This is a genomic window from Levilactobacillus hammesii DSM 16381 (genome assembly GCF_001434395.1).
Lineage (GTDB): Bacteria > Bacillota > Bacilli > Lactobacillales > Lactobacillaceae > Levilactobacillus > Levilactobacillus hammesii.
Genome location: NZ_AZFS01000016.1, coordinates 52486 through 70809, shown reverse-complemented (window position 1 = coordinate 70809; position 18324 = coordinate 52486). Strand labels below are relative to the sequence as shown.

Here is an 18324-nt window from a genome sequence, read left to right as displayed (position 1 = left end):
ACGTCATGGCACAATATCGAGTTGGCCGGTTGGAGCAAGAAATCCAACGGGAAGTTACGGATATTCTCCTAAAACGTGTCCGCGATCCGCGGGTCGAGGGCGTCACCGTTACCGGCGTGGAAGTCACAGGTGACTTGCAGCAGGCAACGATTTACTACAGTATTTTATCGGACAAGGCCTCATCTGTGGAAAAGACACAGCAAGGTCTGAAGAAAGCTACGGGACTGATTCGCTCTGAATTAGGATCACGCTTGAGCATCTATAAGACGCCCGAGTTGGTCTTTGAACAGGACCAATCCGTGCGTTATGGTAGCCGGATCGATAAACTGCTAAACGATCTCCACCACCAGGAGTAATTTCCGCGGTGTTTGAGATGGAGGCGTTGGTCCTAACGGGATCAACGCCTCTTTTTAGGTTCCAAGCTGGCTAGAAATCGGAAATGAGAAACGGAGGAAGCAAGATGGACGGGATTATCCCACTGTACAAGGAACGGGGCCTCACCAGCTTTGACTGTGTGGCCAAATTGCGCCACATTCTCCATACGAAAAAAGTGGGGCACAGTGGCACGCTGGACCCTAGTGTCGATGGGGTTCTTCCCATCTGTATTGGGAGCGCCACTAAAGTAGTGCCATATCTGATGGCCTCAGGTAAGGTTTACAAGGGGACGGTCACCCTGGGAATCGCGACGACGACGGAGGATCTTGATGGGGACGTGATCGCACGTCAGCCTTTGACAACCCCGTTTGATCGCGCTAAACTGCTTCAAGCGGCCGCAACGCTAACCGGCACGATTCAGCAGACGCCACCGATGTACTCTGCGGTCAAAGTGAATGGGCGTAAACTCTATGAGTATGCGCGTGCTGGGGAGACCGTCGAGCGGCCAACCCGGACGATTACCGTGACGGCCTTTGATCTGGTTGAAGCTGGGACTTTCGATGCGGAGGCTGGGACCCAGACGATTGCCTTTGAGATTGCCTGTTCCAAGGGAACCTATGTCCGCACCCTGGCGGTCGATCTGGGCCGGCAGTTGGGCGTTCCCGCTGTCATGGCCTCGCTAACGCGCCTGAAGAGTGGCGGCTTTGATTTGGATCAGACCGTCACACTAGAGCAGGTAGCCACGGCAATGGCGAACGAAGACCTGTCCGGAATTCTCCGGCCGATCGACTATGCGCTGCGGGATTATCCCCACGTGGCGTTGTCGGATCGTCTCTGGGGACTGGTCAAAAATGGCGTTTTCTTAGACGAAGCGCAAGTGGGCCAGACCGCACCAATCGTGGCACTGACCTATCAGGATCAGACCAAGTGTTTGTACCAGTACCTGCCTGAAAAAAAGCAATATAAACCGCTAAAGATGTTTGCGGTGAATTAAGATTTGAGAAAGAGGCGTCTTGTCATGGAAGTTATTCGAATACATCATCCCCTAGACCCCCGTCAGATTCCCGAAGATCCCGTCGTATTGGCTATGGGATTCTTTGATGGCGTCCACCGGGGCCACCAGGCGGTCATTAAACGGGCTAAGGCGCTCGCTACGGCCAAACACGTGAAGCTTGCGGTGTTGACCTATGATCACCATCCCGCGTTGGTCTACCGGCCGCTAGAGGGCGATGATCGTAAATATCTGAGTACACCGGACCGTAAGCTACAGCAACTGGACCGTTTGGGTGTGGACCGGGTTTTCCTCGTCAGCTATACGGGTGAGTTTTCAGCACAAACGCCTCAGGAGTTTGTTGACAATTATTTGGTGGCCTTTCATACGGTTGTGGCGGTCGCAGGGTTTGATCACACCTATGGCAAAAAGGACGTGGCCACGATGGATCGCCTGCCAGCGTACGCGCAGGGACGATTTGACGTGGAAACGGTGGCTAAGGAGACCAGTGGTCAGGAGAAGATTAGTTCAACCCAGATTCGAGCAGCGATGAAGGCTGGCGATATTGATACGGCTAATGCCTTGCTAGGCTACTTGTATCGGTCAACTGGCGTCGTGGTCCACGGGGAAGCTCGGGGGCGCACGATTGGTTATCCAACGGCTAATGTCTTGACGCCGGAAAATGAGTGGGTTCCCGGCATTGGCGTCTATACGGCCCGACTCAAGGTGGGCGCCATTTGGTATCCCGGTATGATCTCAGTAGGTCGTAACGATACGTTTGGTGATAATCGGCCGATCACGGTGGAGATGAACCTGTTGGATTATCAAGGCAATCTCTATGGCGAAAACGTAGAGGTTGAGTGGCATCACCGTTTGCGGGGCCAAGTGAAGTTTGACTCGGCGGAGGGGTTAATTACCCAACTCCAGAAGGATGAAGTTGCTACACGTGACTACTTCTCACAGGTAGCAGCCGATTAATGAAATGACCTATCATCATGAAGTCTAGGCCTTGCGCCTAGGCTTTTTTGCCGTTTCAATGGCGTAATGGGTTAAGAATCGCCCGGGGATTGTGTTCGCGTAAAGGGCGTTGTTTTGGGAAGATAATTGCAAGTCCTGACAGATTTGATATGCTGGTGACTGGTTGATGCTGGGTTCCCCAAGCAGGTGAGTAGGCGAGAGTCAGCAAAAATTAGCACTTAATTGCAGAGATTGCTAATTTTTCTACCAGATTTCTTGACTTCAAAACCCGGTTTTGCTACATTATATATGTGTCTTAGCACTTGATTAGTTTGAGTGCTAAAAAAGGGGTGATTGTGATGCTTTCAGAAAGACAAATGATGATTCTGCGAGCCGTTGTCCGAGACTTCACCAATACCGGTGTTCCGGTGGGGTCTAAGGCATTAGCCAAGCAGTTACCCATCCACGTAAGCTCAGCGACAATTCGTAACGAGATGGCAGCCTTAGAGGAACAAGGGTTGATTAAGAAGACCCATTCCTCTTCCGGCCGAGTTCCTTCGGTCGAAGGCTACCGGTACTATGTTGATCATCTGGTCAAGCCCGATCCTTTGCGGCCGAACGATATTGATGTGATTCAGTCCTCCTTAGGGGGCGATTTTCATAAGATTGACGAAATCATTTCGCAATCCGCGACGATCCTCTCTAACCTGACGAGTTACACCGCGTTCACGTTAAAGCCGGAGCTCAAGGATAGTCGGCTCAGTGGGTTCCGATTGGTTCCCCTGGGGAAGCGGCAAATTATGGCGATTCTGGTCACCGACAGTGGTGACGTTGAAAACCAAACGTTTGACGTGGCTGGCGACGTTGATGGCGAACAGCTGGAGGCAGTGGTTCGTTTGATCAATGATCAACTCGTGGGGTTGACTTTACCGGAAGTCTTGAAGAAGTTGCAGGCTGAGATTCCCGTTCAGATTGCCAACTACCTACAGAGTCCGCAGGGATTCTTAGATATCTTTGGCGATGTGCTGACGCGGGCCGCACAAGAGCGGTTCTACGTTGGTGGGCGACTTAACCTACTGAACTTTTCCCAGGATAGTGATGTTGATTCACTGAAGTCACTGTATTCGTTGATTGATAAAACCGACGATATTGCCAGTGTTCTCGGGCAACCCAGTGATAAGATTTCGGTGCGTATTGGGAATGAAATGACCAATGATGCGCTGCGAAACTTCAGCTTAATCACGGCGACCTATGACGTTGACCAACACGGCCAAGGGATGATCGCCATCCTGGGACCCACGCGAATGCCATATTCTCGGATGCTCGGAATCGTTGGTGCGTTTCGTGAAGAGCTCGCGAAAAAACTATTAGATTACTATCGGTTTTATGACGAGTAAAGAAAGGGAGGTTTTTTATCGTGGCTGACAAGCAACAAGCGTCTACCGATGACCAAACTGCGGCAAAGGCCGCCACTACTAAGCCAGATTCAAAGACTGAATCGGCTAAAGAGGCAGCACCGAAGAAACCGAAATTATTTAAGAAGGTTGCGACGGCTGCTGAAGTCGATGCACTTAAGAGTAAGGCCAGCGACTTTGAAGATAAGTACCTGCGTGCGGAGGCGGAAGTTCAAAACATGCAAGCGCGGTTCCAAAAGGAACAGGCGACGCTTATCAAGTACGATGGCCAGCAATTGGCTAAGGATGTGCTCCCCGTCATTGATAACTTAGAACGTGCTCTGGCGGTAGAAGCAACGGACGAGACGGGCCAACAGCTGAAGAAGGGTGTCCAGATGACGTACGATCATTTGGAAGACGCTTTGAAGCGGAACCACGTCACGGAGATTGAAGCTATTGGGAAGCCTTTTGACCCAACACTTCATCAAGCCGTTCAATCCGTTCCGGCAGAGGAAGGCCAGACCGCTGAAACGGTGGTTAAGGTTCTCCAAAAGGGTTACCAGTTGAAGGACCGTGTTCTGCGACCAGCAATGGTTGTTGTGGCACAATAAATCAAATTAAAAAAACTAATAAAGAGGGAATTTTTGATGGCAAGTAACAAAATTATCGGAATTGACTTAGGGACGACCAACTCAGCCGTTGCCGTTCTCGAAGGTAGTACCCCAAAGATTATTGCGAACAAAGAAGGCGCCCGGACGACGCCATCAGTTGTCGCTTTCAAAGATGGCGAAACCCAAGTCGGTGAAGTTGCCAAGCGGCAAGCAATCACGAACCCCAACACGATTTCATCTATCAAGAGTCACATGGGTGAAGCGGGTTACAAGGTTAGCGTTGATGGCAAGGACTACACGCCACAACAAATCTCCGCAATGATCTTACAATACTTGAAGTCATTCGCTGAAGACTACATTGGTGACACGGTTGAAAAGGCGGTTATCACCGTCCCAGCCTACTTTAACGATGCCCAACGTCAAGCCACTAAAGATGCTGGTAAGATTGCCGGCTTAAACGTTGAACGGATCATTAACGAACCAACGGCTGCTGCCTTGGCTTATGGTCTGGACAAGCAAGACAAAGATGAAAAAATCATGGTTTACGACCTTGGTGGTGGGACCTTTGATGTTTCTGTCTTGGACTTAGGTGACGGTGTCTTCGATGTGCTGTCAACGAATGGTGATACCCATTTAGGTGGGGATGACTTCGATAAGAAGATCATGGACTGGTTAATTGCAGACTTCAAGCAAGAAAACGGTGTGGACTTGTCTAAGGACAAGATGGCTTTACAACGTTTGAAGGACGCTGCTGAAAAGGCTAAGAAGGACCTTTCTGGTGTTACCGAAGCCCAAATCAGCTTGCCATTTATTTCAGCCGGCGACAATGGCCCCTTACATTTGGAAAAGTCATTGAGCCGTGCTAAGTTCAACGAATTAACCGCTGACTTAGTTGAAAAGACACGGATTCCTGTTGAAAATGCGTTGAAGGATGCCGACTTAAAGGCTGGCGACATTGACGTTGTGATCTTAAACGGTGGTTCTACGCGGATTCCAGCCGTTCAAGAAGCCGTTGAAAAGTGGACGGGTAAGGAATCTAACCACTCCATCAACCCTGACGAAGCCGTTGCTTTAGGTGCCGCTGTTCAAGGTGGTGTGATCACCGGTGATGTTAAGGACGTTGTCTTGCTTGATGTGACGCCATTATCCTTGGGTATCGAAACCATGGGTGGTGTCTTCACGAAGTTAATCGATCGGAACACGACGATTCCTACCAGCAAGTCCCAAGTCTTCTCAACGGCCGCTGATAACCAACCAGCCGTTGATATCCACGTCTTACAAGGTGAACGGCCAATGGCTGCTGACAACAAGACGTTGGGTAACTTCCAACTTGCTGACATCCCAGCTGCACCTCGTGGGGTTCCTCAAATCCAAGTGACCTTTGATATCGATAAGAACGGGATCGTTAACGTTTCCGCTAAGGATATGGGCACGAACAAGGAACAAAAGATTACCATCAAGAGTTCCGGTGGTTTATCCGATGAAGAAATCGATAAGATGATGAAGGAAGCTAAGGAAAACGAAGCTGCCGACAAGAAGCGTAAGGAAGAAGTCGACACCAAGAACGAAGTCGACCAATTACTCTTCCAGACTGACAAGACGTTGAAGGACGTTAAGGGCAAGGTCTCTGATGATGAAATCAAGAAGGCTGAAGATGCTCGTGATGCTCTGAAGAAGGCCCAAGAAGCCAACGACTTGGATGACATGAAGACGAAGAAGGATGATTTGACGAAGATTATCCAAGACTTGTCTGTCAAGTTATATCAACAAGCACAACAAGCCCAAGGCGGCGACGCTAATGGTGCTGCTGGTCAAGCTGCAGGCGCTGATGGTGCCAAGGCTGACGGCAAAGATGGTGACACCGTTGACGGTGACTTCCATGAAGTCCATGATGACGACGACAAGGATAAGAAATAAGACTTGTCTCGTGAAGTAGCAAGGACAAAAAGTCAGAGTCCATGGGGCTTTGGCTTTTTGTTTCGAGTATGCTATTCTTACTAGTAGCGAAAAATTTCGGAACGGATTGGGAGGAAAACGATGGCGCAATCGGACTTATATGGCGTTTTAGGTGTCTCAAAAGATGCCAGCCAAGATGAAATTAAAAAGGCCTACCGGAAACTGTCTAAGAAGTATCATCCAGATTTAAACAAGGCCCCCGACGCGGCGGACAAGTTTAAAGAGGTTCAGGATGCCTACGATGTTTTAGGCGATAAGGACAAACGGGCTAACTATGACCAATACGGTTCTGCCGATGGCCCACAAGGCTTTGGTGGCTTTGGCGGCGGCAATGCCGGTGGCGGCTTCGGCGGTTTTGGTGGCGGCGGTGGTTTCGACGACATCTTCAACCAATTCTTTGGCGGGGGTGGCGGTCAACGTAACCCTAACGCGCCACGGCCGGGTCGTGATCTCCAGTACCAAATGAACCTCAAGTTTGAAGAGGCCATTTTTGGGAAGAAGACCAAGATCAAGTATACGCGTGAAGCGCAATGTCATACGTGTGGTGGGAATGGTGCTAAGCCAGGAACTTCACCAGTCACTTGTCACCAATGTGGCGGTTCTGGTTACGTGACGACGGAAACCAACACGCCACTGGGCCGGATGCGGAGTCAACAACCATGTCCTGTCTGCCACGGTACGGGTCAAGAAATCAAGGAAAAGTGCCCAACCTGTGGGGGTTCTGGTCACGAAGAAGAACAGCATGAAGTTGAAGTTACCATCCCAGCTGGGGTTGATGACGGCCAACAAATGCGGTTACAAGGACAGGGTGAAGCCGGTCAAAATGGCGGTGGCTATGGGGACCTCTTCATCATCTTCCAAGTGACGCCAAGCAAGGACTTCCGTCGTGATGGCACCGAAATCTACTTTGACCAGCCGATTTCATTCGTCCAGGCTTCTCTGGGTGATGATGTCACGGTCAAGACCGTTCACGGTGACGTCAAGTTAAAGGTCCCCGCCGGAACACAAGGCGGAACGACCTTCCGACTGCGGGGCAAAGGTGCACCGCGGTTACGGGGCAATGGCAACGGTGATGAACACGTGACGGTTAAGGTAATGACGCCTAAGAACCTGAATAAGGGTCAGCGTGATGCCTTACGTGACTTTGCGAAAGCTAGTGGTGAGACCGTTACCGGCACTGGCAAAGGTAACTTATTTAACAAAATGCGTGATAAATTTAACGAAAATTAACTTGCGGGGCGAAGCCCTCAAATAGCTAATCTATCAAGGCTGCTGAAAGTTTCAGTAGCCTTTTTTAGTGGGAAACTCTATAATAGAAGTTATGAAATAAAAAGAAACCATTAAGGTTGAGTAAGGTTAATTGCAATCCGGTTTTAGCAATGATACTCTCAAAACATAAGGATCACAGTATAACTGTGGATTTCCTCACCACGTAGCGTGGATTCGTCGGAGAAAGTACACGCTGGGTGGTTGCGAACGGAAGCTGGTTTGGGGGACGAATCGACCAGCAAAACTTGGGGGTGAATTTCATGAGAGCAAAGTGGCTGGCGATCTGGCATCAGCCAGTGATAGCCTTTATTGGATGGACCTTATTTTACTTTGTGATTTTGATGGTTTTGGTTTATTTGTACGGTTATAGTGGTTTGAACAACTCGACGTTTATTTACAACGAGTTCTAGTTGTGGGGTCAACTAACTAATAACCACGATTCTTCTGGGGGGGATATAGAATGATAGAAAACATGATCACGGCGATCGATCAGTTTGCCACGAGTGAGCCAGACCGCATCGCGTATGATGATCTGGGGCACACGAACACGTATGGTGAGTTAAAACAACGCTCGGATGCTTTAGCCGCCCACTTGGATGCCATGCAGTTACCGGCGCACGCACCCGTTCTGGTTTATGGGGGCCAAACGTTCGATATGATGGCAACCTTTCTTGGCATTGTCAAGAGTGGTCACGCCTACGTGCCAATTGACACACACTCGCCGCTCGAACGGATTACGACAATCAATGAGATTGCCCAACCGGCAGCAGCTATTGCTGTCAGCGCGTTACCCACGACTTTAGGGGAGACGCCGGTCTTAACGCCGGCCAACCTGCAGACCATCTTTGAGAGTCCTGTAGTGGACTATCAAGTGGATCACGCTGTTAGTGGGGATGAAAATTACTATATTATCTTTACGTCCGGAACGACTGGGAAACCTAAGGGCGTACAGATTTCACACAAAAATTTACTAAGCTACGTGAACTGGATGTTGAGCGCGGACTTTGTCCTACCAACGTATCCACGCACGTTATCGCAAGCACCGTATTCGTTTGACCTCTCCGTTATGGACTGGGGGCCAACGTTGGCTAGCGGTGGGACATTGGTCGCCTTGCCAAAGACGATCACAGATAACTTCAAGCAACTCTTTGAGACGTTGCCACAAATGAACCTGAATGTTTGGGTGTCAACGCCATCATTTATGGATATTTGCTTGTTGGAGCCCACTTTTGATGCCGAACATTATCCAGAACTCAGTCGTTTCCTGTTCTGTGGTGAAGAGTTGACGCATGCGACCGCACAGGCCTTGCATTTACGCTTCCCAGATGCGCGGATCTTTAACACGTATGGTCCTACCGAAACCACGGTGGCGGTCACACAGGTTGAGATTACGGCGGAAGTCTTGGCCGATCATCCACGATTGCCGATTGGTTATGCCAAGGGCGATACGGAGATTAGTGTGGTGGATGATCAGCTTAACCCGGTACCAGCGGGGACTGAAGGCGAGATTCTCATCAGTGGGCCATCCATGTCGAAGGGCTACCTGAACAATCCTGAGAAAACGGCGAAAGCCTTCGTTACGGTTGACGGTAAGACCGTGTACCGTTCCGGTGACTTGGGTGTTCAAATGGCGGACGGCTTGATTATGTACCGTGGGCGGACTGATTTTCAGATTAAGCTGCACGGTTACCGGATCGAACTGGAAGAGGTTAACCATTACCTGTCACAGGAAGATCACATTCAGGTTGGGGTCGCCGTACCACGGTATGACCGGAATCATAAGGTCAGCCAACTGATTGCTTGGGTGGTACCAAGCGAACATGATTTTGCCAGTGAATTAGACCTTACCAAGGCGATCAAGGATAATTTACAAGGCGGCGATATGATGGAATACATGATTCCACAACGCTTTGTTTACAAGGACAGCCTACCGATGACCCCCAACGGCAAGGTCGATATCAAATCAATCATTGCTGAGGTCAATCAATAATGTTGACATTCGAACCGTACGGCAACCCAACGTATTTCGCCTTGTTGGGAGTGGCATTATTGCCACTGATGATTGGTCTTCTGTACGGTAAACGGTCACGTCTCTACGAAACGCTAATTTCAATCTTCTTTCTGGTCTTAACTTTTGGCGGTGCCAAATGGACGCAGGGGATTGCATTGATTATCTACATTTTGTACGAGGTGGGATTGACCTGGGGGTACGCCGTTTACCGGAAGAATCATAATTCAGGGCCGTTCTTCTACCTGATGGTGATTCTGGCCATCGCACCACTGACGATCGTCAAGGTGACGCCGGCTGTTGAAAACGGGCAGTCGTCACTCATTGGTTTCCTGGGGATCAGTTATCTGACCTTCAGAGCCGTTCAGACGATTATGGAAACACGGGATGGCACATTAAAGAACTACAACCTCATGACGTTCTTGCAGTTCATGTTGTTCTTCCCAACCATCTCCTCCGGACCTATTGACCGTTACCGGCGCTTTGAAGCGGATTATCGGTCAGTGCCGGATCGAGAAAAGTATCTGGGAATGCTACAAAAGGGGATTCGTTACCTGTTTGTCGGTTTCCTATACAAGTTTATTCTGGCGTACTACTTTGGCACGATTTTGATGCCGAAGTTGCAACTCATGGCGATGCATTCACGAGGTGGGTTCTTAGACCTATCCTGGCCGCTGGTGGGTTACATGTACGCTTACAGTGCCGATTTGTTCTTTGACTTTGCGGGTTACAGTTTGTTCGCGGTGGGGACCTCATACATTATGGGAATTGCCACGCCAATGAACTTTAAGCAACCCTGGCGGTCACCGAACATTAAGGATTTCTGGAATCGTTGGCACATTACGCTGTCGTTCTGGTTTAGAGATTTTATCTACATGCGCTTAGTTTTCTGGTTCATGAAGCATAAGGTCTTTAAGAAACCGACGACGACGGCGAATGTCACCTACATCATCAACATGTTAGTCATGGGTTTCTGGCACGGGGTAACCTGGTATTACATTACCTACGGGCTGTTCCATGGGGTCGCGTTGATGGTTAACGACGTTTGGCTACGCTACAAGAAGAAGCATCGTCAAAGTGTGCCACATAATCACTTTACGCAGATCTTCGCGATCTTCTTGACGGCCAACCTGGTCTGCTTCAGTTTCTTAATCTTTTCGGGGATTTTGGATAAAATTTGGTTTCAATAAAACTTAGAGGATTTATTTCATCGAGGGGGAAATAAAAATGGATATCAAAGCAACTGTATTAGACATTTTAAACGATTTAACGGGTAGCGATGTTAGTGGCGCGATGGACGAAAATCTGTTCGACAGCGGCATCATGGACTCAATGGCTTCTGTTCAATTATTACTGTCACTGCAAAGTGAATTGGGCGTTAACGTGCCTGTTTCCGAATTTGAGCGGTCAGAGTGGGACACGCCCAACAAGATCATTGCGAAAGTTGAAAGCCTGGACTAGCCAATGGCAAAGCGATTACTGCGGATTTTTGGTCCGTTAATTCTCGCGGCTATTCTAGTTTTTGCGGTGCTCGCCTCGCCAGTCACCTTCGGGTTTAAGCACATTAGTGCCACTCGGGAACGACAGGCGGCGGTGTCACTGTCACCCAACGTTTTACGCGGTAAGCATGTTAAGGAAGCAGCCCTCAGTAATGGTTATGTGCCGTTCTTTGGCTCATCGGAATGGTCACGGATCGATCCGATGCACCCATCGGTTCTGGCACAGAAGTATCACCGGGACTATCGGCCGTTTCTGTTAGGCGCGCGGGGGACCCAATCGTTAACGCAATTCTTCGTGATGCAAAATATTCAAGGCGAGTTGCGCAACAAGAAGGCGGTCTTCTTCATTTCGCCGCAATGGTTCGTGAAGAACGGGACGCGTAAGGATGCCTTTGGCTTCTACTACTCACAATTACAGACGACGGAATGGTTGACCCATTACCGTCACGATGCGATTGATCAGTACGCGGCTAAACGGCTTCTACAGATGCCTGCCGCACAATCCGACCATTTCATCTATGCTGCACTACAACGGGTGGCAGCGGGTAAGTCAATGACCGATTATCAACGGTTCTATCTGCAAACGCGGAAGAACATGTTGACCCAAGAAGATCAGTTCTTCTCCGGCATCAACTTACCATCGCAGAACTTGAGTCGAGTTAACCGGCAAGCCAAGAAGTTACCCACTCATTACTCCTATTCGGCGCTGGATCAACTCGGTGGTCAGTTAGGGAAAGAAGCAACGGGCAACAACCGTTTCCAAATCAGTGATAAGTTCTACAATCAGGGACTGAAGCAGGAGATTAAGACGGGAAATCTGAAGAACTTCCAGAAGAATCTGTCTTACCTGAAGTCGCCTGAATATGGTGATTTCCAACTGGTATTGGATCAATTCGCCCGACTGAATACGAACGTGATGTTCATTATTCCACCAATCAATAAGCGTTGGCAACAATATACCGGCTTATCTGAAACGATGCTGAAGCAATTCGATCAGAAGATTCGTTATCAGTTACAGTCGCAAGGCTTTAACAATATTGTTGACCTGTCAGATAAGGGGAACGTGCCGTACTTTATGACCGACACGATTCATCCGGGCTGGCGCGGCTGGTTGGCCATTGATCGGCGGGTGGACCCATTCTTAACCAAGAAGCAGGCCCAACCACACTACACGATCAATGATCGGTTCTATGACAAGCAATGGCAGCAGTTAGGGCCAGGGCAACTCACGCAGTACGAAAACAATACGAAGTAACTGAGAAGGTCCGGGTGAATGCCCGGGCCTTTTGTCGACTATAGGATGCGCTAGCTAGCGGGGCGCCATTGACGTTCAGCTTTTTGTGCCGTGTGAATTTCTTTTAGTTTGTGCTTACCGCTGATGGTTGGTATAATTGTCTGGACATGGTGTTTAAGAAAGTAGGAAATCAACATGGATCTTGAGAAATTAAAAAACCATCAAAAATATATTCGCAACTTTTCCATTGTGGCGCACATTGACCACGGGAAATCCACGATTGCGGACCGTATCTTGGAGCTCACGGATACCATCTCCAAGCGCGATATGCAAGATCAAGTGTTGGATAGCATGGATCTTGAACGCGAACGGGGTATCACGATTAAGTTAAATGCCGTTGAATTGACGTATCACGCCAAGGACGGCCATGACTATGAATTCCATTTAATTGACACACCAGGGCACGTCGACTTCTCCTATGAAGTCTCACGGAGCCTGGCCGCCTGTGAAGGGGCCGTTCTGGTCGTTGACGCGGCGCAGGGGGTCGAAGCTCAGACCCTGGCTAACGTCTATTTAGCCTTGGATGACGACCTGGAGATTGTGCCCGTCGTCAATAAGATTGATTTGCCAGCCGCCGATCCGGAGAAGGTCAAAAAAGAGATTGAAGACGTGATTGGCCTGGATGCCTCCGACGCCGTTTTGGCTAGTGCCAAGCAAGGGGTCGGGATTCCTGAATTACTGGAACAGATCGTCCACAAGGTCCCCGCCCCAACGGGAGATCTGGATGCGCCACTCAAGGCCTTGGTCTTTGACTCCGTTTATGATGACTACCGTGGGGTCGTGATGAGTGTGCGGCTCTTTGAAGGGACCGTCAAGCCGGGCGATAAGATCTTGCTGATGAACAGCGGCAGTGAGTACGAGGTCACTGAGGTGGGTGTGAACTCACCTAAGCCAATCTCACGCGATTACCTGATTGCGGGGGACGTGGGTTATATTACGGCCAGCATCAAGGATATTGCTGATACTCGAGTGGGTGATACCGTGACAAATGCGGCAATGCCTGCTGAAAAGGCGCTGCCAGGCTACCGGGAAATGAACCCAATGGTCTATGCTGGGTTGTACCCAACGGATAACGCTAAGCTGAATGACTTGCGGGAAGCCCTAGAAAAGTTGAAACTCAACGATGCTGCGTTGGAATTCGAACCCGAAGCCTCACAGGCCTTAGGATTTGGGTTCCGGTGTGGGTTCTTGGGGATGCTCCACATGGACGTCATCCAGGAACGGTTGGAACGTGAATTCAACCTGGATCTGATTACGACGGCACCATCGGTTACTTACCATGCGTACTTGACGGATGGCACGATGAAGACGGTGGAAAACCCTGCAGAAATGCCGGAGGCTGCCTCAATTAAGCGAATTGAAGAACCGATCGTGAAGGCAACCATCATGGCACCAAATGACTATGTGGGGGCAGTTATGGATCTGTGCCAACACCGTCGTGGGCAATTCTTAACGATGGAGTACCTGGATGACTACCGGGTGAATATCATCTATAACATGCCGCTGTCGGAAATCATCTTTGACTTCTTTGACAAGCTGAAGTCCAGCACCCGGGGCTATGCCTCATTGGATTACGAGCGGAGTGGCTACCAAGAAGCCGATTTGGTTAAGATTGATATCTTGCTGAACGGTGACAAGGTCGATGCACTGAGCTTCATTGCGCACAGAACGTTTGCGGCACAACGGGGCCGGGAGATTGCATCGCGGCTGAAGGGCATCATCCCTCGCCAAAACTTTGAAATCCCCGTTCAAGCGGCTATCGGCGCTAAGGTCATCGCTAGAACGACGATCAAGGCCTACCGGAAAGACGTGACCGCCAAGCTCTATGGTGGTGACCGAACCCGGCGGATGAAGCTGCTGGAGAAGCAGAAGGTCGGTAAGAAACGCATGAAGGCTGTCGGGAAGGTCGATATCCCGCAGGAAGCGTTCATGGCCGTTTTGAAGACTGATGAGGATGAAACGAAGTAACAGGAAACGTCAGCAGTCCGCGTTAGGTGCGATATTACCTGATGGGGGCTGCTTTATTGATAACAACAGAAAATTTTAATTTGAGCAAGTTCTAATCAAGGATGTTTAATGTATAAACGAAGCATGAAAAGGAGGTAGAAAGGGTGAAATATTTTCAAGCAAGGATATCTAGAGAAACAGCTCAAATCTTTCAGATGTTAAAAGATACTTATGAACAAGTTGATGGTAAAAGTTTAACGCAGGCGATGATAATTTCTAAGGCCGTGGACGATGTGTCGGTTTTGAAGCGCTGGGATAAAGTTGTCAATGATAATTCAGTTAAGGGCAAAGAGTTAGAAAAGATTACGGATAAGGACTTAAGAATTAGGGTGCAATTGAGTCCGCAAACTCAGGAAAAAATTCAAAATTATAAATACTACTTTCCCCAGCTGGTTGGAACGCGGAGTGTTACATTAGGTGTCGCTTTAAAATTTATCTTTAAAGGTGCGCTCTTAATGCGAGATGATGCGACTTTAGTCGATTTCCAATCGAGAGATGTTGATAGTATTATAGACAGCTGTAAATACAAGTTGGCAGAATTAATTGCACCGACCAATAAAGTGGCCTTTGAAGCCATTTTCAGTGAGATGAAAAATGAAATTACCAGCTTAAAAAAATAGAAACATGTCGAAAGTTTGACGCCATTTAATTGGATTGATTATTTGCGTCAAACTTTTTTAATATATTTGTTAGCGTTCATTTGAGTGTCCACCGGACGTAGATTCTTGACAAATGATTGAAACTTCGCTAATATGAGATATATGGAACGGTAATAGCATAACTTTATCGGTGGAGGAGTTGCTGGGTCCGAAAGAAATACGAGTCGTTAGAGTAGTCACATCGGAAAAATTAATGCAGGGCACTATTGAAGGTGAACAAGAGAAAGGTTGCGCTTCTAATGGCTGATTTCATGAGAGTAGATATCACTAAGAATCCAGGTTTTGACAGGAAAGAAAGATTAAAGCATCCGGATGCCGAGTCATCAATGGCAGCAATGGAGTTTTTATGGATAACATATAGTCATGTTCGGTGGGATTTTTCAGATGATGTTTGGTTTGGCGGCGAAGGGGATGCTCGCTTTAATAAGGGGATGGCGTTCAAACTAAAACATGGCTCAAAAAATCATCAGTTACTTGGATATAAGACTATGGTATCGGGGACTTTGGACTTCAAGTTTGATGCAATACCAAGTGGTGTTCTTGAGCAACCTAGTGTACCAGGATCAGTCCAAAATTTAAGTGATCTTTGGGCAGATTGTGTTGGACGAACTTCTAGCTATCTCAATTTTAGTTTGATGCCAATGTTGGGTGAGAGAAAATTGCCTAAGTCCCCATGGTTGCCGGTATTTTTGGTCGAACTAAATCAATACTATACAGAGAACTCGCAGCGTATTTTCAAAGGCTTCACACATTCTGAGCAGAAAATGTTTGAATTGTACTTGGATAATGCCTTTAACTTAAAACCCTTCAGAAATCAGGCTAGCGGAATTAGCGACTATTGTCGTCAAATTTTATTTCTGGAAGATCCTTGGTTGTTGGAAGCTGCTGTTGATTTTGGAGAACGATTTCAACAGGCAGAGGATGCTGGTAAATCACTACTATGGGATCCCGTTGAGGTTCGTAAGCTCATCTACTTGGCTCGATGGTATTGGGCTGAAAAGGAAGCCAATCATCCGTTCCTTTGAATAATCATGAAAAGAGGGAAAAATATGGCAGGCGTGTTGGCAGCAAATATTCCGTTCGTCGAAGGAAGTGACGCGATTTTGAAAGACGATCTGGTTACCCGTTAATCATGAGAGGAGAAAAGAATATGACAAGAGAGAAAGACACGACAAGCGTGATGGCGGCAAATATTCCACCCATCGATAGAAGCAGTGTAGTTTTAAAAAAGAGTGGGATCTCAGATGAACTGCGGATAGAACGGATCATAAAAAAAATTACGACAAGGCACCCGGACGTGATCTTCTTTTTGGAGGAGGACCAAGCAATCTTCCCCCGTATAGTTGATCGACTGTCACAGAAATATCGGTTCTATTATCCTCAGGGGTTTAATCGTTCCTGGTACGCCGCTGTCGTTGTTGCTGTGAGACGTACAGCAAATTGTCAGAAAACTAGCGATGGTACTGGAATTGTATCAAAATCAGGAAAGTGGAGAATTTTAGATGTCAATGGAATCACGATGCTAGGGGTTCACTTTCCACAGCCCAATGATCCAACTTATGCAGACTTTTCTAAAAAGGTAGTAGCAGTCGCAGAAGAGGGAAACGCTGACCTGATTATTGGCGATTTCAATCCACGACGAGGGGAGAGCATACATTTACCTAATTTCCAGAGCATTTTGCCAGATCGGTCAACCTCCTTGTTTGGTAATCAGTTGGATTATATTTTTGTCAGGAATGGGCGAGCGTTCCAAAACGAACGGATTGATGATGGCTGTATGACGCCTCGTGAAGAACTTTTTTCTGACCATGCGATTATCGAAGTTGACTTGTAAGGGTATGTGGCGGTATAAACTAAATTTAGGGAATTGAATTTCCCAAATTGCTAGGGGAGTTTTTTAATAAAAAGTATCATATGAAATATAGAAGGAGCGAATGATATGTGCCCTGTGATATGTGTCTCAGATATTCATGGTCAGCTCTTTGTTTTCCCTAAAATCAAAGAGCTACGTCGTCGCTATCCAAGCGCTCATGTAGTTTTTGGCGGAGACTATCAAGACAGCATCCATCACCACACCGGTTTAGCCGTTGCGGATACCATTAGAAAAATGAAAATTGCCGAGCCAGACAAGATTCACGTGATTAAGGGTAACCATGATCAGCTATTGTGGCAAAGTTTGACTGGAAAGAATACTGACTGGTTCGAAGCGGGGGGTGATGACATAATCGAAGAACTTTCCTTAACCTTTACTCAGTCTCCAGCCGACTTGTGGGAAGCTATCGAACTGGTGAAAAGGAAATACGCTTTTCTAATCACCTGGATCGGACTTCTGCCAATGTCAGTGAGGATTGGTCATTTGATTGTCGTTCACGCGGGCATCGATCTGACTTTAGCTGACCCTGTCAAAGAAACTTCTGAGCACGATAAACTATGGATGCGTGAACCGTACTGGTACTCCGCTTTTTACCCGAATTACGCGCATAATCCTTTGGATGCAGCAATTATCAGTGGACACACCCCCACGAGTCTAATAACCGGTATCTATGACGGTCAACCTTCTCAGGAGACTTTGCGCAATCGTACCGTCAGCCCACGTGGTATATTAACAGTTCAGTACAAAAATGAGTATGCTCGTTTCTTTATTGATGGCGGTAACCACTCAGGGCCAGTCAACCATATTGGCAACATTGGGGTATTTGATGCAGATACAGGCCGACTCATTGAGGCAATTGAAGATAGTGAGTAATGAAAATTTTGGACGTCGACTATCGGTCATAGGAGGTTCTTAGTCATTTTTAAGATCATTCAAATATGGTATCGAAATCATCAAGATCGTCGGTTTGAAAGACAGTACGAAGGCGTGATGCGTCCAACCTACTTACCTAAAAAGAATTTATGGGTAGTAGATACGTTGGCGCTACAACGGGTCCGGCAGGCAGACCAGGAAAGCCAGTTAGAAAAAAGAATGCGGAAGGAATTTGGCTGGCGCCTCGGAGAGCGGTTGACGTTCCGAGTGGGGGATGGTCCGGAAATTGGTGATATTGATGATGTGATGAGTGAATTTATCGGAAGTGGCTTAACCTATCACTTTTGGAACAGTCATGCTCGCCGTCACAACTATCCAGAAGAGGCGCACACCTTCAATGAAGTCTTACATTTTTTAGCGGAAGACCCGGGTAGTTTCGAAGTGCAAGAGTTTGCGGACGAGTATTCTCAACAAGAGCTAGTTTTTCTGGCTGCTGTCAAAAAGCGATATGCGGATCTTGATGCTGATGAATAAAGACGGTGCACAGGTGCCGTTTAC

General features: G+C 48.0%; 18 protein-coding genes. All 18 read left to right on the top strand.

Translation table 11 applies throughout. The annotated features are described in order from the left end of the window. Positions 1 to 5 precede the first annotated feature (5 nt). The 18 genes from rbfA (at position 6) to FD28_RS01385 (ending at position 18300) form a co-directional block, all read left to right on the top strand. Complete coding sequence (gene rbfA / locus FD28_RS01470; protein WP_057731878.1) at positions 6 to 356, top strand: 30S ribosome-binding factor RbfA; 351 nt, start codon at positions 6 to 8, stop codon at positions 354 to 356. A 104-nt stretch (positions 357 to 460) separates the two neighbouring features. After that, on the top strand, positions 461 to 1369 hold the full coding sequence (gene truB / locus FD28_RS01465) for a tRNA pseudouridine(55) synthase TruB (RefSeq protein WP_057731876.1): 909 nt from the start codon (positions 461 to 463) through the stop codon (positions 1367 to 1369). Between the two features lie 24 nt (positions 1370 to 1393). Beyond that, positions 1394 to 2344 (top strand): riboflavin biosynthesis protein RibF, encoded by a 951-nt coding sequence (gene ribF, locus FD28_RS01460; RefSeq protein ID WP_057731874.1) that lies wholly within the window; start codon positions 1394 to 1396, stop codon positions 2342 to 2344. A gap of 338 nt (positions 2345 to 2682) precedes the next feature. Then, complete coding sequence (gene hrcA / locus FD28_RS01455) at positions 2683 to 3720, top strand: heat-inducible transcriptional repressor HrcA (protein WP_057731872.1); 1038 nt, start codon at positions 2683 to 2685, stop codon at positions 3718 to 3720. 20 nt (positions 3721 to 3740) lie between these two features. Beyond that, positions 3741 to 4328, top strand: coding sequence for a nucleotide exchange factor GrpE (gene grpE, locus FD28_RS01450; protein ID WP_057731870.1), 588 nt, complete (start codon positions 3741 to 3743; stop codon positions 4326 to 4328). A gap of 36 nt (positions 4329 to 4364) precedes the next feature. Further along, positions 4365 to 6245 carry a molecular chaperone DnaK gene (gene dnaK, locus FD28_RS01445; RefSeq protein WP_057731868.1) on the top strand — a complete coding sequence of 627 codons (1881 nt, stop codon included), beginning with the start codon at positions 4365 to 4367 and terminating at the stop codon, positions 6243 to 6245. 120 nt (positions 6246 to 6365) lie between these two features. Further along, positions 6366 to 7514 carry a molecular chaperone DnaJ gene (gene dnaJ / locus FD28_RS01440; protein WP_057731866.1) on the top strand — a complete coding sequence of 383 codons (1149 nt, stop codon included), beginning with the start codon at positions 6366 to 6368 and terminating at the stop codon, positions 7512 to 7514. Between the two features lie 299 nt (positions 7515 to 7813). Further along, entirely contained in the window at positions 7814 to 7963 is a 150-nt protein-coding gene (locus FD28_RS01435; RefSeq protein ID WP_057731936.1) for a teichoic acid D-Ala incorporation-associated protein DltX, read from the top strand. Between the two features lie 50 nt (positions 7964 to 8013). Further along, positions 8014 to 9543, top strand: a complete 1530-nt coding sequence (gene dltA, locus FD28_RS01430) for a D-alanine--poly(phosphoribitol) ligase subunit DltA (RefSeq protein WP_057731864.1) — start codon at positions 8014 to 8016, stop codon at positions 9541 to 9543. Further along, positions 9543 to 10751 carry a D-alanyl-lipoteichoic acid biosynthesis protein DltB gene (gene dltB / locus FD28_RS01425; protein WP_057731862.1) on the top strand — a complete coding sequence of 403 codons (1209 nt, stop codon included), beginning with the start codon at positions 9543 to 9545 and terminating at the stop codon, positions 10749 to 10751. Before dltA ends, dltB begins: the two co-directional genes overlap by 1 nt. A 37-nt stretch (positions 10752 to 10788) precedes the next feature. Further along, positions 10789 to 11022 carry a D-alanine--poly(phosphoribitol) ligase subunit DltC gene (gene dltC / locus FD28_RS01420; RefSeq protein WP_057731860.1) on the top strand — a complete coding sequence of 78 codons (234 nt, stop codon included), beginning with the start codon at positions 10789 to 10791 and terminating at the stop codon, positions 11020 to 11022. Between the two features lie 3 nt (positions 11023 to 11025). Further along, positions 11026 to 12315: a D-alanyl-lipoteichoic acid biosynthesis protein DltD gene (gene dltD, locus FD28_RS01415; RefSeq protein ID WP_057731858.1), complete on the top strand. Its 1290-nt coding sequence runs from the start codon at positions 11026 to 11028 to the stop codon at positions 12313 to 12315. A 174-nt stretch (positions 12316 to 12489) separates the two neighbouring features. Continuing rightward, complete coding sequence (lepA, locus tag FD28_RS01410) at positions 12490 to 14322, top strand: translation elongation factor 4 (protein WP_057731855.1); 1833 nt, start codon at positions 12490 to 12492, stop codon at positions 14320 to 14322. A 143-nt stretch (positions 14323 to 14465) separates the two neighbouring features. After that, complete coding sequence (locus tag FD28_RS01405; RefSeq protein WP_057731853.1) at positions 14466 to 14981, top strand: hypothetical protein; 516 nt, start codon at positions 14466 to 14468, stop codon at positions 14979 to 14981. Between the two features lie 278 nt (positions 14982 to 15259). Beyond that, a complete protein-coding gene (locus FD28_RS01400) occupies positions 15260 to 16045 on the top strand; it encodes a hypothetical protein (protein WP_157059804.1) in 786 nt (261 codons plus the stop codon). A gap of 125 nt (positions 16046 to 16170) precedes the next feature. Beyond that, positions 16171 to 16854 (top strand): endonuclease/exonuclease/phosphatase family protein, encoded by a 684-nt coding sequence (locus FD28_RS01395; RefSeq protein ID WP_057731849.1) that lies wholly within the window; start codon positions 16171 to 16173, stop codon positions 16852 to 16854. Between the two features lie 105 nt (positions 16855 to 16959). Beyond that, the gene (locus FD28_RS01390) at positions 16960 to 17766 is read left to right on the top strand and encodes a metallophosphoesterase (protein WP_057731847.1); all 807 of its coding nucleotides are present in this window, start codon (positions 16960 to 16962) and stop codon (positions 17764 to 17766) included. A 117-nt stretch (positions 17767 to 17883) separates the two neighbouring features. Continuing rightward, positions 17884 to 18300, top strand: coding sequence for a hypothetical protein (locus FD28_RS01385; RefSeq protein ID WP_057731845.1), 417 nt, complete (start codon positions 17884 to 17886; stop codon positions 18298 to 18300). Positions 18301 to 18324: the final 24 nt, after the last annotated feature.